The following is a 15,136-nucleotide window of genomic DNA, read 5'->3' as shown; positions in this document are numbered from 1 at the left end:
GAGCACGGCGCGGGCGGCGCGGCCTTCGGCATGGATCGAAGACGGGTTGCCGGGTAGCGCCAGCGCATGCGCGACCGCCGCCGCCACCTCCGGACGAGCCGGAGACGTGGCGTTGTGGTCGAGGTAGCTGCGGGCTGCTGCGGTCATCCTGTCTGGTTCTCGATCGCTCGATTTCGTCGCGCCGGCCGAACCCCGTGCTCGAAATTCTTGCTTTCGCCCCCCGTCACCGTGCTAAGGCGCTGCCACGCAACACCTGCAACGACGGGGCCGCCTCAAGCGGCTTCTTCTTTAGAATGCTTCTAATCGCCTAGAATTATTCTAAGCCGCTTGTACGAAGCTGGCGGACCGAGTCAAGGCGTTGCGAGATGCGCCCGGATCGGGGGTCCCGCCGGCTTTTCGCAGAGCGGAGGCGATCGGACGCTCCGCCCGAGGACATCATGCCCGAAGTCATCTTCACCGGTCCGGCCGGTCGCCTCGAAGGCCGCTACCAGGCGCCCAAGAAGAAGGGCGCGCCGATCGCAATCGTGCTGCATCCGCACCCCCAGTTCGGGGGCACGATGAACAACCAGATCGTCTACAACATGTTCTATACGTTCGCGAATCGCGGATTCGCAGCGTTACGCTTCAACTTCCGCGGCGTCGGCCGCAGCCAGGGCGCGTTCGATCACGGCTCGGGCGAGTTGTCGGATGCGGCGTCCGCCCTCGACTGGGTCCAGTCGGTCAACCCCGAGGCCAAGGCCTGCTGGATCGCCGGCGTCTCCTTCGGCTCCTGGATCGGCATGCAGCTGCTGATGCGCCGCCCCGAGATCGAGGGCTTCATCTCGATCGCGGCCATGGCCAACCGCTACGACTTCACCTTCCTCGCCCCCTGCCCCTCCTCCGGCCTGTTCGTGCACGGCTCCGAGGACCGGGTCGCCCCGGCCCGCGAGGTCATGCCGGTGATCGAGAAGGTGAAGGTCCAGAAGGGCGTCATCATCGAGCACCAGATGGTCGAGGGCGCCAACCACTTCTTCGACGGCAAGGTCGACGAGCTGACGCAGACGGTGGACACCTATCTCGACAAGCGGCTGGGGCCTGCGAAGGCGGCGTAGCACCAGAACCCTCTCCCCTATGCGGGAGAGGGTGCCTGCGGAGCAGGCGGGAGAGGGGAACGACCTCTCCGGACCCGGCGCACCCCTCTCCCGACCCGCTTCGCGGGCCACCCTCCCCCGCAGAGGGGGGAGGGCTTGGTGCCCGCCCCTACAGCGTCGCTGCCAAAGCCGCGAGCTGATCCGCAGCCTTCCCCCACCCCTCGTGAAAACCCATCCCTTCGTGGGCCTCGCGGTCGGTGGCGGTCCAGTGGCGGGCGCGGGCGGTGTAGCGGGTGCCGCCGTCCTCGGGCTCGAAGGTCAGGATCACCGTCATGAACGGCTTCTGCGAGGGCTCCCAGGCCGAGACGTAGGCGTCGGTGAAGACGAGCCGCGCGTTCGGCACGACCTCGAGATAGACCCCGCGATTCGGGAATTCGGTGCCGTCCGGTCCCCGCATCACGACGAGGCTCGCGCCGCCGGGGCGGACGTCGGTCTCGGCGTGGATCGTGGTCCAGGGCGCGGGCGTGAACCACTGCTTCATCAGCTCCGGCTCGGTCCAGCAGCGGTAGAGCGCGGCCGGGCTCGCCGCGATCAGCCGCGTGAGCACGAGGTCGCGTTCCGCGGTGTCGGCGGTATCGGTCATGGGTATGTCTCCGTCCTGTCAGGTGGCCGCGGTGCTGCTCAGCCGAGCGGCTGGTTGAGCGCCCAGATCACGCCGAACGGGTCGCGGAGCTGGCCGTAGCGGTCGCCCCAGAACATGTCGGCGACCGGCACCACGACGCTGCAGCCGGCGGCCACGGCACGGTCCCACCACGGCGCGATGTCGTCGATCATCAGGGTCAGGTTGAAGGCCTGCGGCGGCAGGAGCGGGTGGCCGTATTCCGGATAGGCGTCGCCGAGCATCACCGACGAGCCGTTGATGTGCAGATGGACGTGCATGGTCCGGCCCTTGTCGTCCGGCGGGATGACGTAGGCGGTCTCGGCCCCGAAGGCGCGGGCGTAGAACGCGGCCGCCTTGAGGGCGCCGTCGACCTGCAGGTATGCGACGACGCCGCCCTTGGTGATGTCCTTCGGGGGCGTGGCGTGCGGGTGGTCGCTCATCGTCGGGCTCCTCTCGTGCTCGGCCGTCTCGCCGGTCCGATCCCAGGACGACCGAAGCAGGGCCATCCCGACAGGCTTTTCACGATTTTTTTGCCGGAGCCTCTCAGGCCGCCTGCTTCGCCTCGGCCGGCGCGCGCGTCACCGGCACCGGCGGCGCGCCCTCCCACTCGCTATGTGCCGGAATCGTCTCGCCCTTCATGACGATGGTGAGGGGCCGGAGCCGCGCGAAGTCGCCGACCTTGGCGTCGTAGAGCACGGTGGCGAAGGAGCCGATCGAGACGCCGTTGCCGATCTCGACACGGCCGACCTTCATGATCCGGTCCTCGTAGAGATGGGTCTGCGCCGCCGAGACACGGTTGACGGTGACGTAGTCGCCGATCGTCACGCAGTCGAACTCGGTGACGTCGGTGGTGAACAGGCAGCAGCCCTGGCCGATCTTCACGCCGAAGAGCCGCAGCATCCAGGGCAGGAACGGCGTGCCCATCATGTGTTCGAGCAGCACCTTTCCGGCGAGCCCCCAATAGGCCACCGCGATCGCCTCGGTGCGCATGGCGAACCACGACCACATCGGGCGCATGCCGGGCTTGTAGGTGCCCATCAGCGCCCATTTCAGCCCGATCACCGCGGCCGTCTGGATGAAGGCGAAGGCGACGCTGACCACGACGAAGCTGATCGCCAGCCCGCTCCAGTTCTCGGCGAGGATGGCCGGGTAGAAGTAGTAGTCGATGCCGCAGACCGCGAGCGTCAGGTACAGCATCGGCGAGAACGAGGTCGAGAACGCCTCGAACAGGCCGCGCCGCAGCTTCGGCCCGATGCCGGGCTCGTAGGTCTTGCCGATCTCGCCGAGGTCGACCCGCTGCCGTGTCGGCAGCTTGATCGGCGGCGAGCCGAACCAAGTGTCGCCGGGCGACATCTCGGCGTTGGACGGCGCCTTCGACTTGATGCCGATCAGCACGTCGTCCGGGATGATCGCGCCGGGCTGCACCACGGCCTCGTTGCCGATGAAGACCCGCGCGCCGGTCGTGACCGGCTTGGTCTCGACCCAGCCGCGGACGATCTCCTCCTCGCCGATGATGACCTCGTCGGCCAGGAAGTTGTTCGGGCCGATGTCGACGATGTCGTAGCGGCCGGAGAGGTTGGTCGAGATCTCCGAGCCCTTGCCCATCCGCGTGCCCATGATGCGGTACCAGGCCCGCATGTAGACCGTGGCGAAGAGCGAGGAGAGCATCTCCAGCGTCACCTCGACGGCGAGCGCCAGGGTCCATTTGCGCAGGTAGAACACCGAGTGGACCGAGTAGGTCTCGGTGCGCAGCCGCGGCACCAGCACCCAGCGCATCAGCGCGATCACCATGACCGAACTCGCCGTCATCAGCATGGCGGTCGGCCAGGTGAGCAGCGGCAGGTACCAGTGGTAGTCGATGTCGGTGACGTTCGAGAGCGAGTCGCTGATCTGGTCGAACACGAAGAAGGCCGGGAAGATCGGCAGCAGCCCGACCGATGGCACGATGGTGACGAGGAGCAGGTAGGCCGCGCCGAGCCAGAACCGGCGGGCCGGCGAGGCATAGGCCGGCTCCGGCAGGCTCGCGACGTCGACCATGCCGACCTTGCGGCCGGGCGAGCCGTCCCAGGCCTCGGCCTCGCCGATCACGGTGCCCTCGGGCACGGTCGTCAGGTCGGCGAGCTGGGCGAAGTCGCCCACCACCGTGTCCGGTCCGAACACGCAGGACGCGCCGGTGACGACGTCGCGGCCGATGCTGACGGTGCCGATGACGAGCTCGTTGCCGACGACTTCCGCGTTGGCGACGACGTTGTGGCCGCCCAGCGTCGCGTCCGCGCCGACGGTGAGAAGATCGGGCGCGCCGACGACGAGTTCCGAGATCAGCGCGTCCCGGCCGATCTTGGCGCCCATCAGGCGCAGGTACCAGACGATCGCCGGCGAGCCCTGGAGCCACTTCACGTGGACCAGCGGCGACAGCCGCGAGACCAACCACCAGCGGAAATAATACTGGCCCCAGAGCGGGTAGCGGCCGGGCTTGGTCCGCCCCAGCAGGATCCACTTCGCCGCGATGGCGATGGCGCCGGTGCCGAGCACGAGGCCGATATAGACAGCGAGCAGCACGCCGAGCTCTTCGAAGAAGCCGAGCCCGCCGCCGGTGAGCAGCAGGTAGGTCACGAAGATGCCGAGCCATTGCGAGGTCGCCAGCGCGATCACGAAGGGCAGCGCGATGGCCTGGGCGAGGCCGCAGAGCGCCCGGCGCAGCAGCGGCGGCGGTGCGAAGCTCAGGTCGCGCACGGCGACGTCCGTGCCGACGCCGCCGAAGCGCGCGATCAGGTCGTCCGACATCGCCCGGAGTGTGCGGTGGGCGTAGACGTCGCGGATGGTCATGGCCGCGAGCACCGGCGTGTCGCGCACGGCGCCGACGAAGCGGGCCGCCAGCAGCGAGTGGCCGCCGAGATCGGCGAAGAAGTCCGCCTCGAAGCCGATCGGCTGTTCGCCGAACGCCTTTTTCGCCGCGGCGAGGAGCGCGGCCTCGGTGTCGTTCCTCGGCTCCTCCTGCTCGCCCGCTACCACCGTGACGGTGAGCGGGGCGGCCTTCAGCGCCTTGCGGTCGACCTTGCCCGAGGTCAGCCGCGGCAGCGTCTCGACGGTCTCGAAATGGCCCGGCACCATGTAGGGCGGCAGCTGCGCGGCCAGCGATTTTCGCAGGGCCGGCGCGTCGATCGTGATCCCGCGGTCCGGCACCAGGAAGGCCACGAGCCGGTCGACGCCGTCGTCGCCCCGCAGCACGACGGCGGCCTGGTTGATGCCGGCCTCGGCCCGGATCCGCGTCTCGATCTCGCCGAGCTCGACCCGGAAGCCGCGCACCTTGACCTGGTCGTCGATGCGGCCGTGGAAGGCGATGCGTCCCTCGGCGTCCAGCGAGACCGCGTCGCCCGAGCGGTAGAGCACCGGATCGATGCCCCCCGTCGCGAAGGGGTTGGCGACGAACTTTTCCGCCGTCAGCTCGGGCCGCTGCAGGTAGCCCTTGGCGACGCCGGGGCCGCCGATCAGCAACTCGCCCTGCTGGCCGGGATCGAGCAGGTTCAGGGCTTCGTCGGCGACGTAGACGGAATAGTTGGCGATCGGGCCGCCGATGGTGACGGGCTCGCCCGGGCGCATCTCGGCGGCGGTGGCCACCACCGTGGCCTCGGTCGGGCCGTAGGTGTTGAAGAGCTGGCGGCCGTTCACCGCCCAGCGGCCGACCAGCGGCTCCGGCAGGGCTTCGCCGCCGAGCAGCACCAGCCTGACCTCGGGCAGATCGCCGGTGATCATGGCGAGCAGCGTCGGCACCGTGTCGAGCACCGTGACGCCGGCTTCCGCGATGATGCCGGGCAGGGTCTCGACGTCGCCCATCATCGTCGGCGTCGCGACGAACAGGCTCGCGCCGACGAGATAGGGAACCCAGATCTCCTCCATCGAGAGATCGAAGGCGACGGATGCGCCCTGGAACACCACGTCGTCGGCCCGCATGCCGTAGAGCGCGTTTCCGGACCGCAGGAAGTGGCAGATGTTGGCGTGGCTGATCACGATGCCCTTGGGCACGCCGGTCGAGCCCGAGGTGTAGATCAGGTAGGCCGGATGCTCCGGCGTCAGGCGCAGGGCCTTGAGGTCCGGCGCGGGCGCACCCTCCGGCACGTCGTGCAGCAGGGCTTCGGTGGTGACGACGGGCGCTGCGTCGGGCGCGCCGGCCTTCAGCGCCTCGGAGACGATCAGCGCCTTCGCCGCTGCGTCGGTGAGGCAGATTCCGACGCGGTCGGCCGGGGCCTCGGCGTCGAAGGGCAGCCAAGCGGCGCCGGACTTGGTGATGCCGATCTGCGCGATCAGCAGTTCCGGCCCGCGCGCCATCCAGAGGCCGACCACCGCGCCGGGACCGATGCCGCGATCGGCCAAGGCCGCGGCGACCGCATCGGAGCGGGCGTCGACCTCGGCATAGGTCAGCGACGGATGGCGGCCGTCCCCATCCCGCGCGGCGCCGTCGATCAGGCACGGATGTCCCGGCCGCGCCTCGGCGCTGGCGCGAAAGATGTCGGCCAGGACTTCGTCGCGGATCAGGTCCGGCCGGGACTCGCCGCGCAAGACGGCCTTGCCCGTGATCCCGTCGGGAGGCGTGCTGCCCTGCCGCCCCCGGCTCGTCTCGGCGAGTGTGCTCATCCGAATCTTCGCTGCCGCTCCCGCCAGGGATCGGCCCTCTCGTCTCAAGTCGGCTCGGGTAGAGCTTGGCCGGCGCGCGGGGCCATTCTGCGACCGGATCTTGCCGTCACGGGGGCGTGATCCCCGTGCCGGTCGCCTAGCACGGTTCCATGAGCCGCTTGAACCGGCGTTGAATGCCGGGACGGATCATGCGGGATACCGAACCATGGCATCGCAGGCTCCGCCCCCGTCTCGGACGCCTGGAGCGTCAGCGGAAGGTGTTTCGGGGAATGGCGGGGTCGGAAGGCGCGGCTTCACGCCCAGCGCCAACCCTCCGGCTCGATCACCAGGATGCTGCCCTGGCGGATGCCGAGCCGCGGGGCGGCGTAGCTGTCGACGTGGCCCAGCGCCACCAGCACCGCGCGGGCGACGCCGCCATGGGCGACGAGCACCGTCGGGCCGTCGAGTTCGGCGACGAGGGCGGCGACGCGGCCCGTGAGCATGGCGTAGCTCTCGGCGCCCTGCCCCTTCGGCTGGTAGTTCCAGCGGTCGCGGTCGCGGGCCGCCGCGCCGGAGGGGTCCCAGCGCCGGATCTCGGCCCAGGTCGACCCTTCCCAGGCGCCGAAGCCGATCTCCCTGAGGCGCGGATCGGTGCGGTAGCCGGAGGGCGGCAGGTCCAGCGTGCGGCGCAGGATCTCCATGGTGTGCCGGGTGCGGACCAGCGGGCTCGCGACGAAGGCGGCATCGTTCAGCCCCTCCCCCGCGACGGCGCGCAGGCGCGCGGCCGCCTCCGCCGCCTGCGCGAGGCCGGTGGCGTTGAGGTCGATGTCGCGCTGGCCCTGGAGGCGCCTTTGCGCATTCCAGTCGGTCTGGCCGTGACGCACGAACCAGATCGCCGATTTCGGCTTCACCGCATCTCCTCTGGCCCGGCTCGGCCTTGGACCTCGGCCGCCACCTCCGATAGCCTGCAACCTTCGCGTTGCGAAAACCTGTCAGGATCCGACTTTTCCCATGACGAAGAAGCACGGCAAGCGCCACCGCGCCGCAACCCCCGCATCCGCCGATGCGACACCATGGCAGGATCGTCCGCGCGCCGCGCCGGGCATCGTCACGGTGGTGCCGGGCCGGAGCTTCGACCTCGCCTCGGTGGATCCGGCCTCGGACGGCGGCTTCGAGAAGGAGGCGGCCGGGGAGGCCTTGAAGGCGGAGCGTACGCGCATCAGCGCGCTGCAGGAGCGGCTCTATGCCGAGCACAGGCGCAGCCTGCTCGTGGTGTTCCAGGCGATCGACACCGGCGGCAAGGACGGCACCATCCGCAACGTCTTCCAGGGCGTGAACCCGCAGGGCTGCCGGGTCTGGTCGTTCAAGGTGCCGAGCGCGGAGGAGCTCGATCAGGATTTTCTCTGGCGCTACCACGCCAAGGTGCCCGGGCGCGGCCTGATCGGCGTGTTCAACCGCAGCCATTACGAGGACGTCCTGGCGGTGCGGGTGAAGGATCTCGTACCCGAAAAAATCTGGCGCGAGCGCTACGGGCTGATCAACGATTTCGAGCGGCTGCTGACGCTCTCGGGCGTCACCGTGCTCAAGTTCTTCCTGCACATCTCGAAGGAGGAGCAGAAGGAGCGCCTGGAATCGCGCCTCGTCGAGCCGGACAAGCACTGGAAGTTCGATCCGGCCGACCTCGTCGAGCGCAAGTCCTGGGACGCCTACCAGTCCGCCTTCACCGACGCGCTCTCGCGCTGCTCGACGCCCTACGCGCCCTGGCACGTCGTTCCGGCCAACCGCAAATGGTACCGCAACCTCGCCATCGCCCGGACCGTCGCCGACACGCTGGAGGCGATGGACCCGCAGTTCCCGGAGCCGAAGCCGGGGATCGCGGGTTTGACGGTTTCGGATTGATCGACCCGCCGGAGGCTCGTCCATGCTCGCCGTCCGTGAGATCGCCGTCTCCGGCTACCGCTCGCTCGAGCGGATCCGTTTCCCGGTGGACGGCCTCGGGGTGTTCATCGGCGGCAACGGGGCCGGCAAGACCAATCTCTATCGCTCCCTCGAACTACTCCAGGCCGCCGCCGACGGCGTGCTGACGCGGGCGCTCGCGGCCGAGGGCGGGATGGAATCGGTGCTCTGGGCCGGCCGGCGCAGGGTCGGCGCGCCGGCGCGCGTCCACCTGTCGGCGACCCTGGCCGACGACGCGATCGGGCATTCCTTCGGATACGAAGTCGCGGTCGGCCTCGTTCCGCAATCCGGCGACGGGATCCACGGCGCCGCCTTCGCGCTGGAGCCACAGGTCAAGGCGGAGCGCCTGACGCTGCAGACGGGCCTGCGCCCGGTGGTTGCGCTGAGCCGGGACGGCCCGTCCGGCTTCGTGCGCGACGAGGACGGCCGGAAACGGCCGTTCGGCAGCTCGCTGCTCGCCACCGAGACCGCGCTCGGCGCCCTGCAGGACGCGATGCGCTTCCCCGAGATCGCGATCGTGCGCCAGGCCATGGCCGCCTGGCGCTTCCACCACGACTTCCGCACCGACGCCGCCTCGGCCCTGCGCCGGCCTTGCCTCGCGGTGACGACGCCGACGCTGGCCTCCGACGGCTCGGACCTCGCCGCGGTGTTCGCGACGTTGAAGCATATCCGGCAGGACACGGCCGATCTCGACGAAGCGGTCGACCACGCTTTCCCCGGCGCGCGCCTCGTCATCCCGCCGCCCGACCGCGACGCCAGCTTCGGCCTGATCTTTTCAGACTATCCGAAGCGGGTCTTCGCGGCCTCTGAACTGTCGGACGGCACGCTGCGCTATCTCGCGCTCGCCGGAGCGCTGCTCGCCTACCGGCTGCCGCCCTTCATCGCGCTGAACGAGCCGGAGACCAGCCTGCACCCGGACCTGATGGAGCCGCTGGCGCGGATGATCGTGCGTGCGTCCGAGCGCACGCAGGTCTGGCTCGTCACCCATTCCGAGCGGCTGGCGCAGGCCATCGCCGAGCTCGGCGGGGTCCGGCCCCGCATCGTGGTCAAGCGCGACGGCGCGACCTGGATCGAGGGGCTGCGGCTCGCCGGGGATTTTTCGGAGGACGAAGAGGACTGATTGGGCACATCCCGGATGCGCAGCGAAGCCGCGCATCCGAACCCAAAAGGAATCAGTCCCTGTCGAGCGCCAGATCCGGCGCGTCGGGGTTCTTCATGCCCACCACGTGATAGCCGGCATCCACGTGAAGAATCTCGCCGGTCATGCCGCGGGACATGTCGGAGACGAGATAGGCCGCCGTCTCGCCGACCTCGTCGATGGTGACGGTTCGGCGCAGCGGCGCGTTGTACTCGTTCCACTTCAGGATGTAGCGGAAATCGCCGATGCCGGAGGCGGCGAGCGTCTTGATCGGGCCGGCCGAGATCGCGTTGACGCGGATCTTCGAGGGGCCGAGGTCGGCGGCGAGGTAGCGCACCGACGCTTCGAGCGCGGCCTTGGCGACGCCCATCACGTTGTAGTGCGGCATCCACTTCTCGGCGCCGTAATAGGTCAGCGTGAGCAGCGAGCCGCCGTTCGGCATCAGCTTCTCGGCGCGCTGGGCGATCGCCGTGAACGAGTAGCAGGAGATCAGCAGCGACTTGGTGAAGTTCGCCTCCGAGGTCTCGACGTAGCGCCCGGTCAGCTCGTCCTTGTCGGAGAAGGCGATGCAGTGGACGACGAAGTCGATGCCCTCGGGAAAGACCTCGGCGGTACGCGCGAAGACCGCGTCGATCGAGGCCGGGTCGGTGACGTCGCAATGGCCGACGACGTGGGCATCCAGCTCCTTCGCCAGCGGCTCGACGCGCTTCTTCAGCGCGTCACCCTGGTAGGTGAAGGCGAGCTTGGCACCGTGCGCGGCTGCGCTCTTCGCGATGCCCCAGGCGATCGAGCGGTTGTTGGCCACCCCGAGCACCAGCCCGTTCTTGCCTGCCAGCAAACCGGTTCCGTCCGACATGTTCCACCCTGATGAGGTCCGCACCGCCGCCCGACCCGAGGGTCGACCATGCGGCCGGCATCCTTAGCGGAGGCCTAAGCCAGGGGAAAGCCTCGTGCAGCCACAGGGTGTCGGCTCAGGCCGTGCCGGCCTTCGCCTCGCGCCGCTGCCGCGCGTAATCGGCCAAAGCCGCGTCCGCGTCGGCCGGCAGGACGATGGCGGTGGTGGCGATGAGGTCGCCCCGCGCGCCGTCCTTCTTCGGCAGGCCCTTTCCGCGCAACCGGAAGGAACGGCCGGAACTCGTCATGGCGGGAATCTTCATCTCGACCGCGCCGGTGAGCGTCGGCACGCGCAGCGCCCCGCCGAGCACGGCATCTTCCAGCGCGAGGTCGACGGTGACGCGCAGGTCCGCGCCCTCCGCCTTGAAGCGGTCGTGCGGCTTGATCCGGATGGTGAGGAGCGCGTCGCCCGGCTCCGAGCGCGGGCCGCCCCCGCCGCCGAGGCCGCGCAGCCGGATGGTCTGGCCGTCGACCACGCCCTTGGGGATCATCACGTCGACGCCGCGCCCGCCCGGCAGGGTCAGGCGCAGCTTCTCGTCGCTCGCCACCTGCTCCAGGGTGACGGAGAGCTCCGCCGCGACATCCTCGCCGCGCGCCGGCCCGCGTCCCGGACCAGGCCCGGCGCCGCCTGCGCGGAACGCCTCGCCGAACAGCGTGGAGAAGATGTCCTCGCCCATGCCGCCGGCCGGGCCGCGGCCGCGCTGCGCGTTCTCGAAGTCGAAGCCGCCGGGACCGCCGCGGCCGCCGCCGAAGCCCGAGAACCCCTCGAAGCCGGTGGCGCGCGGCTTTCCGTCGCCGTCGATCTCGCCGCGGTCGAACTGGCCGCGCTTGTCCTTGTCGCCCAGCACCTCGTAGGCGGTGTTCGCCTCGGCGAAGCGCTCCTTGGCCTTCGGGTCCTTGTTGCTGTCGGGGTGATAGGCCTTGGCGAGCTTGCGGAAGGCCTTCTTGACCTCCGCCTCGCTCGCGCCCTTCGGCACGCCGAGCACGTCGTAGGGGTTCCGCATCCGGGGTCGTTTCCAAGAGAAATCCGGCCGTACGGATACGACCTCGTGATCAGCCCTTCAACGTGGGAATGTCGTTGCCCAACCGCAACGGCGGCGATCAGGTCGCCGCCGGTTTGGGCGCCGCCTTGAGACGCTTCAGCGCCCAGCCGCCGCCCGAGGGCTTGCAGCCGGTGCCGCGCACGAAGCGGCTCGTGGCGGGTGCCACCACGGAGGCGAGGAAATCGCGGCAGATCTCGTCGTTGGAGACGTAGGGCAGGCCGGTGGGGTTCACCGAGCCGCGCATGGCGGTCTCGGGGTTGTCCCACTTCACCGGCTTGCCGTTGCCCTGCGGATCGAGGGCGACGGAGAGCGCGGCATGCGCCCGCCGCCAATCCTCCTCGCCGAGATCCTTGCCGAAGCTGGTCGGCGGCTTGGCGATGCTGCCGGTGCTGGTCGGCTCGTGCGGCAGCTCCGGCTTGGCGTCGACCCCGAACGACAGGATCGGCCCGCTGCAGGCGCAGAGCCCCGACAGGATCAGGCCCGCGACGACGAGCGCACCCGGCGTCGGCCCGTTGAGGGCTTTACAGTCGCGAAAACGCATTACACCTGAACTCGCGAGACATACGTGACCGACGTGTCGGTGCTCCACGCCGGTACCCCCCCGACACGGATGTCACTGCGAGGGAGTAGACCGTGGATCCGTTAAGAGACGATGAGCTTGGGGTGCCTGCGGACTTCACGCTTGCGCGAGATCCCTGGCCGCTGTTTTCCGCCTGGATGACTGAAGCCACGGCCGCGGAACCCGAGGACGCCAACGCCATGGCGCTCGCCACTGCCGACGCCGACGGCCTGCCCGACGTGCGCATGGTGCTCCTGAAGGGCGCCGACCCGCGCGGGCTCGTCTTCTACACCAACGTGGAATCCGCGAAGGGCGGCCAGCTTGCCCGCAATCCACAGGCGGCGGTGGTGCTTCACTGGAAATCTCTGCGCCGGCAGATCCGCGCCCGCGGCCCGATCGCGCCGGTGACGCCGGAGGAGGCCGACGCCTACTTCGCCAGCCGCCACCGCGACAGCCGCATCGGCGCCATCGCCAGCCGGCAGTCGCGCCCGCTCGCCGACCGGCCGACGCTGATGGCCGAAGTCGCGGCCCTGTCGGAACGCTACGACGACGGCCCGATCCCGCGGCCGGAGAACTGGACGGGCTTCCGCATCGATCCCGTGCAGATGGAGTTCTGGCAGAACGGCGATTTCCGCCTGCACGACCGCGTGCGGTTTTCGCGGGACGGCGCGGGCTGGAGCCGGTCGCGGCTGTATCCCTGATCGCGGCAGCGGCTGGATTTGAACGGCACGGACGTTTCGACGCTTCGCGACGCCGTCATGCCGGACCCCGGATCGGGTTCCGTTGACGCTCCACCCGTCCAGGGAAGGGAGCGTGGCAAATTGAAGGAATCGACCGGAAACGGTCTGGATCGCTTCGCTACATTCGCAAAGATGAGAGACGGGTTCGGAGCGAAGCCCGAGAAGCCGGGAGAGCGCAGAACGCTCTCCCGGCCGGCCGAAAGCTCAGTGCTTGAACTTGCCTTCGTACTTGAACTCCGGCGCAGCCTTCAGGGCCTCCTTGGTCGCGTTGATCGAGGCGACCCACTTCTTGGCGCTCTCGTCGTAGGTCAGGCCGACCGAGGTCGGATCGACTGAGACGTAGCGCTCGCCCAGGCCGAGGAAGCCGCCGACCGACAGGATGAAGCCCGACAGCTTGCCATGCTCGATGGTGAGATCCTTGATCTCGCCGACGTTGCTGTTGGTGCCGTCGACGACGTTGAGGCCGATCAGGTTGTAGCTGAGGACGGCCTCCGGCGGCACGGGGGCGAACTTCACGGCCGCGGGGGGCGCGACGGGCTTGGCGCTCTCGGCGAGGACGGGCGAGGCGAGCAGGGTCGCGGCCAGGGCGGCGAGGGCGATACGGCGCATTGTCTGTGTGTCTCCTTGAGACCCGATGGGCGGCTGGAAATGGCTATGTCCGGCCGTTCGTTCCGTCGGCCGCGCCAGAATGTGAATCTTTTTAACATGGCCGCTGCAGCGGTAGCCGGATCTGTTGCCGGCGCTCGAACGCCGTGCCGAGCGTCGGCCCATTGGGGCGGACATGGACGCGGAGATATGGGGGCGGAGCCGCCGGCAACCTGGCACCGAACCGTTTCGGCCGGCAGAACGTTCCTCTCGTCTCGGAATGAGGAGGTGCGTCGTGAAAATCCGCTACCTGTTGCCGCTGATCGGGGTCTTTGCCCTCGCCGGATGCAAGGACGAGAAGAAGGCTCCCCCGCCGCCGCCCGTGAGCACCGCGCCGACGACCCCGCCGCCGGCCTCGCCCGATGCGCCGAAGCCGGACGCGCCGAAGCCGTAGCCGCTCTGCACGAAAGCCGCCGCGCCGACGCCGTCGGCGCGGCGGCTTTTCGGAGCGCCTGCAGTGCGGGCTGCAGGGCCGATAGCCTATCCGCTCCTTTTCCCGGACGCATGGAGCGTCAGCGGAATGCGATCCGGGATCCAGCGCAAGACTCGCTAAGCGTCCTCATCTCTGAGCGCATTCGGGACTCGGAGCCGCTACGCGGCTGTTTTCCCGCTGGATCCCGGATCGCATTCCGCTTGGCTGCATGCGTCCGGGAAGGGTGGCGATGGATCGTGAACCCAAGGCGTTTCACGATCCATCGCCCTCGGGCCCGGCCCTGCTCTCTCCACCCGTTCCAATCCTCATCCCTACCGATCGCTGCAACGCGGTAGGGTGCTGGATTTCCGGTCTCGCGCGTCATAGACCTGTTGCCGTCCGTGCGGGCGCCGCGGCCTTGGCGGTTCGCGTGCCGGGACTGAAGGAGCGGCCTTGGCCCAGTCCAACGATCGTCGGCGCGTCATGCTGCTCACCGGCGCGAGCCGTGGGATCGGCCACGCCACCGTGAAGCGCTTTTCCGCCGCGGGCTGGCGCGTCATCACCTGCTCGCGCCACCCTTTCCCCGAGAACTGCCCATGGGAAATGGGTCCCGAGGACCATCTCCAGGTCGACCTCGCCGATGCCGAGGACACGATCCGCGGCGTGCGCGAGGTCGCGGGACGGCTCGAGGCGGAGGGCGGCATGCTGCACGCCCTCGTCAACAATGCCGGCATTTCGCCGAAGGGGCCCGAGGGCCAGCGCCTCGGTGCCCTCGGCACCGACTACACCACCTGGGCGCGGGTGTTTCAGGTCAACTTCTTCGCCCCGATGCTACTGGCCCAGGGCATGCGCGAGGAGCTGGCCCGGGCCAAGGGCTCCATCGTCAACGTCACCTCGATCGCCGGTTCACGCGTCCACCCCTTCGCGGGCGCCGCCTACGGCACCTCGAAATCGGCTTTGGCCGGCCTGACCCGTGAGATGGCCGAGGATTTCGGACCGCTCGGCGTACGCGTGAACGCGATCTCGCCCGGCGAGATCGACACCTCGATCCTGTCGCCGGGCACCGACGAGATCGTGAAGAAGATTCCGCAGCGCCGCCTCGGCACGCCGGACGAGGTCGCCAAGGCGATCTACTTCCTCTGCACCGAGGCCTCGTCCTACGTGAACGGGGCGGAACTGCACATCAACGGCGGGCAGCACGTTTGAGGGTGCGGTCGCTCGGCTCTCTTCCCCTCATCGCGCGCGTAGCGAGGCAATCCGGGGTTGCGTCGCCGACTCCGCGCCTGCGGCCCTCGTTTGCTTCGCCTTCGGCTCGCAGGGACGGCGGACGCGCGGGCCTCCTCGCCGCCCTGCTGCTTGCGCTGGCCGGTCCGGCCGCAGCCGCCGAGACGGCGGGCGGGGTCGCGA

General features: G+C 69.4%; 14 protein-coding genes and 1 pseudogene. 6 read left to right on the top strand and 9 right to left on the bottom strand.

All coding sequences use genetic code 11. The features are described 5' to 3' along the window. Positions 1-147: pseudogene (locus FV217_RS23505) on the bottom strand (cysteine desulfurase); the annotation flags it as partial. Between the two features lie 290 nt (positions 148-437). Here FV217_RS23505 and FV217_RS19545 point away from each other — a divergent pair. Then, on the top strand, positions 438-1,091 hold the full coding sequence (locus FV217_RS19545; RefSeq protein WP_147080905.1) for an alpha/beta hydrolase: 654 nt from the start codon (positions 438-440) through the stop codon (positions 1,089-1,091). 148 nt (positions 1,092-1,239) lie between these two features. Here the strand turns inward: FV217_RS19545 and FV217_RS19540 are convergent, their stop codons facing one another. The 4 genes from FV217_RS19540 to FV217_RS19525 form a co-directional block, all read right to left on the bottom strand. Continuing rightward, the gene (locus FV217_RS19540; RefSeq protein ID WP_147819028.1) at positions 1,240-1,713 is read right to left on the bottom strand and encodes an SRPBCC family protein; all 474 of its coding nucleotides are present in this window, start codon (positions 1,711-1,713) and stop codon (positions 1,240-1,242) included. A gap of 38 nt (positions 1,714-1,751) precedes the next feature. Further along, positions 1,752-2,171 (bottom strand): VOC family protein, encoded by a 420-nt coding sequence (locus FV217_RS19535; protein WP_147819026.1) that lies wholly within the window; start codon positions 2,169-2,171, stop codon positions 1,752-1,754. Positions 2,172-2,274: 103 nt separating this feature from the next. Then, positions 2,275-6,363 (bottom strand): Pls/PosA family non-ribosomal peptide synthetase, encoded by a 4,089-nt coding sequence (locus FV217_RS19530; protein ID WP_147819024.1) that lies wholly within the window; start codon positions 6,361-6,363, stop codon positions 2,275-2,277. A 293-nt stretch (positions 6,364-6,656) separates the two neighbouring features. Further along, positions 6,657-7,253: a histidine phosphatase family protein gene (locus FV217_RS19525; RefSeq protein WP_147819022.1), complete on the bottom strand. Its 597-nt coding sequence runs from the start codon at positions 7,251-7,253 to the stop codon at positions 6,657-6,659. A 100-nt stretch (positions 7,254-7,353) separates the two neighbouring features. Between FV217_RS19525 and FV217_RS19520 the strand changes: the two genes are divergently transcribed. After that, complete coding sequence (locus FV217_RS19520) at positions 7,354-8,241, top strand: polyphosphate kinase 2 family protein (protein ID WP_147819020.1); 888 nt, start codon at positions 7,354-7,356, stop codon at positions 8,239-8,241. A gap of 22 nt (positions 8,242-8,263) precedes the next feature. Then, complete coding sequence (locus FV217_RS19515; protein WP_147819018.1) at positions 8,264-9,418, top strand: AAA family ATPase; 1,155 nt, start codon at positions 8,264-8,266, stop codon at positions 9,416-9,418. 52 nt (positions 9,419-9,470) lie between these two features. Here FV217_RS19515 and fabI read toward each other — a convergent pair whose 3' ends face one another. The 3 genes from fabI to FV217_RS19500 form a co-directional block, all read right to left on the bottom strand. Then, positions 9,471-10,292, bottom strand: a complete 822-nt coding sequence (gene fabI, locus FV217_RS19510) for an enoyl-ACP reductase FabI (RefSeq protein ID WP_147819016.1) — start codon at positions 10,290-10,292, stop codon at positions 9,471-9,473. A gap of 115 nt (positions 10,293-10,407) precedes the next feature. Further along, complete coding sequence (locus FV217_RS19505) at positions 10,408-11,334, bottom strand: DnaJ C-terminal domain-containing protein (RefSeq protein WP_147819014.1); 927 nt, start codon at positions 11,332-11,334, stop codon at positions 10,408-10,410. A 97-nt stretch (positions 11,335-11,431) separates the two neighbouring features. Then, positions 11,432-11,914, bottom strand: a complete 483-nt coding sequence (locus FV217_RS19500) for an RT0821/Lpp0805 family surface protein (RefSeq protein WP_147819012.1) — start codon at positions 11,912-11,914, stop codon at positions 11,432-11,434. A 92-nt stretch (positions 11,915-12,006) separates the two neighbouring features. Between FV217_RS19500 and pdxH the strand changes: the two genes are divergently transcribed. After that, positions 12,007-12,633, top strand: a complete 627-nt coding sequence (pdxH, locus tag FV217_RS19495) for a pyridoxamine 5'-phosphate oxidase (protein ID WP_147819011.1) — start codon at positions 12,007-12,009, stop codon at positions 12,631-12,633. A gap of 243 nt (positions 12,634-12,876) precedes the next feature. On the opposite strand, the gene FV217_RS19490 is transcribed toward pdxH, so the two are convergent. Next, positions 12,877-13,281, bottom strand: a complete 405-nt coding sequence (locus FV217_RS19490) for a PRC-barrel domain-containing protein (protein WP_147819009.1) — start codon at positions 13,279-13,281, stop codon at positions 12,877-12,879. Between the two features lie 271 nt (positions 13,282-13,552). On the opposite strand from FV217_RS19490, the gene FV217_RS23035 reads away from it, so the two are divergent. Next, positions 13,553-13,711 carry a hypothetical protein gene (locus FV217_RS23035; protein WP_187272643.1) on the top strand — a complete coding sequence of 53 codons (159 nt, stop codon included), beginning with the start codon at positions 13,553-13,555 and terminating at the stop codon, positions 13,709-13,711. A 501-nt stretch (positions 13,712-14,212) separates the two neighbouring features. Then, complete coding sequence (locus tag FV217_RS19485; RefSeq protein ID WP_147819030.1) at positions 14,213-14,935, top strand: SDR family oxidoreductase; 723 nt, start codon at positions 14,213-14,215, stop codon at positions 14,933-14,935. Positions 14,936-15,136 lie beyond the last annotated feature (201 nt).

The sequence above is a fragment of the Methylobacterium sp. WL9 genome (genome assembly GCF_008040035.1).
GTDB classification, from domain to species: Bacteria; Pseudomonadota; Alphaproteobacteria; order Rhizobiales; family Beijerinckiaceae; genus Methylobacterium; species Methylobacterium thuringiense.
The sequence above is the reverse complement of the archived record's forward strand: the minus strand, read 5'-3'. Positions and strand labels throughout refer to the sequence as shown.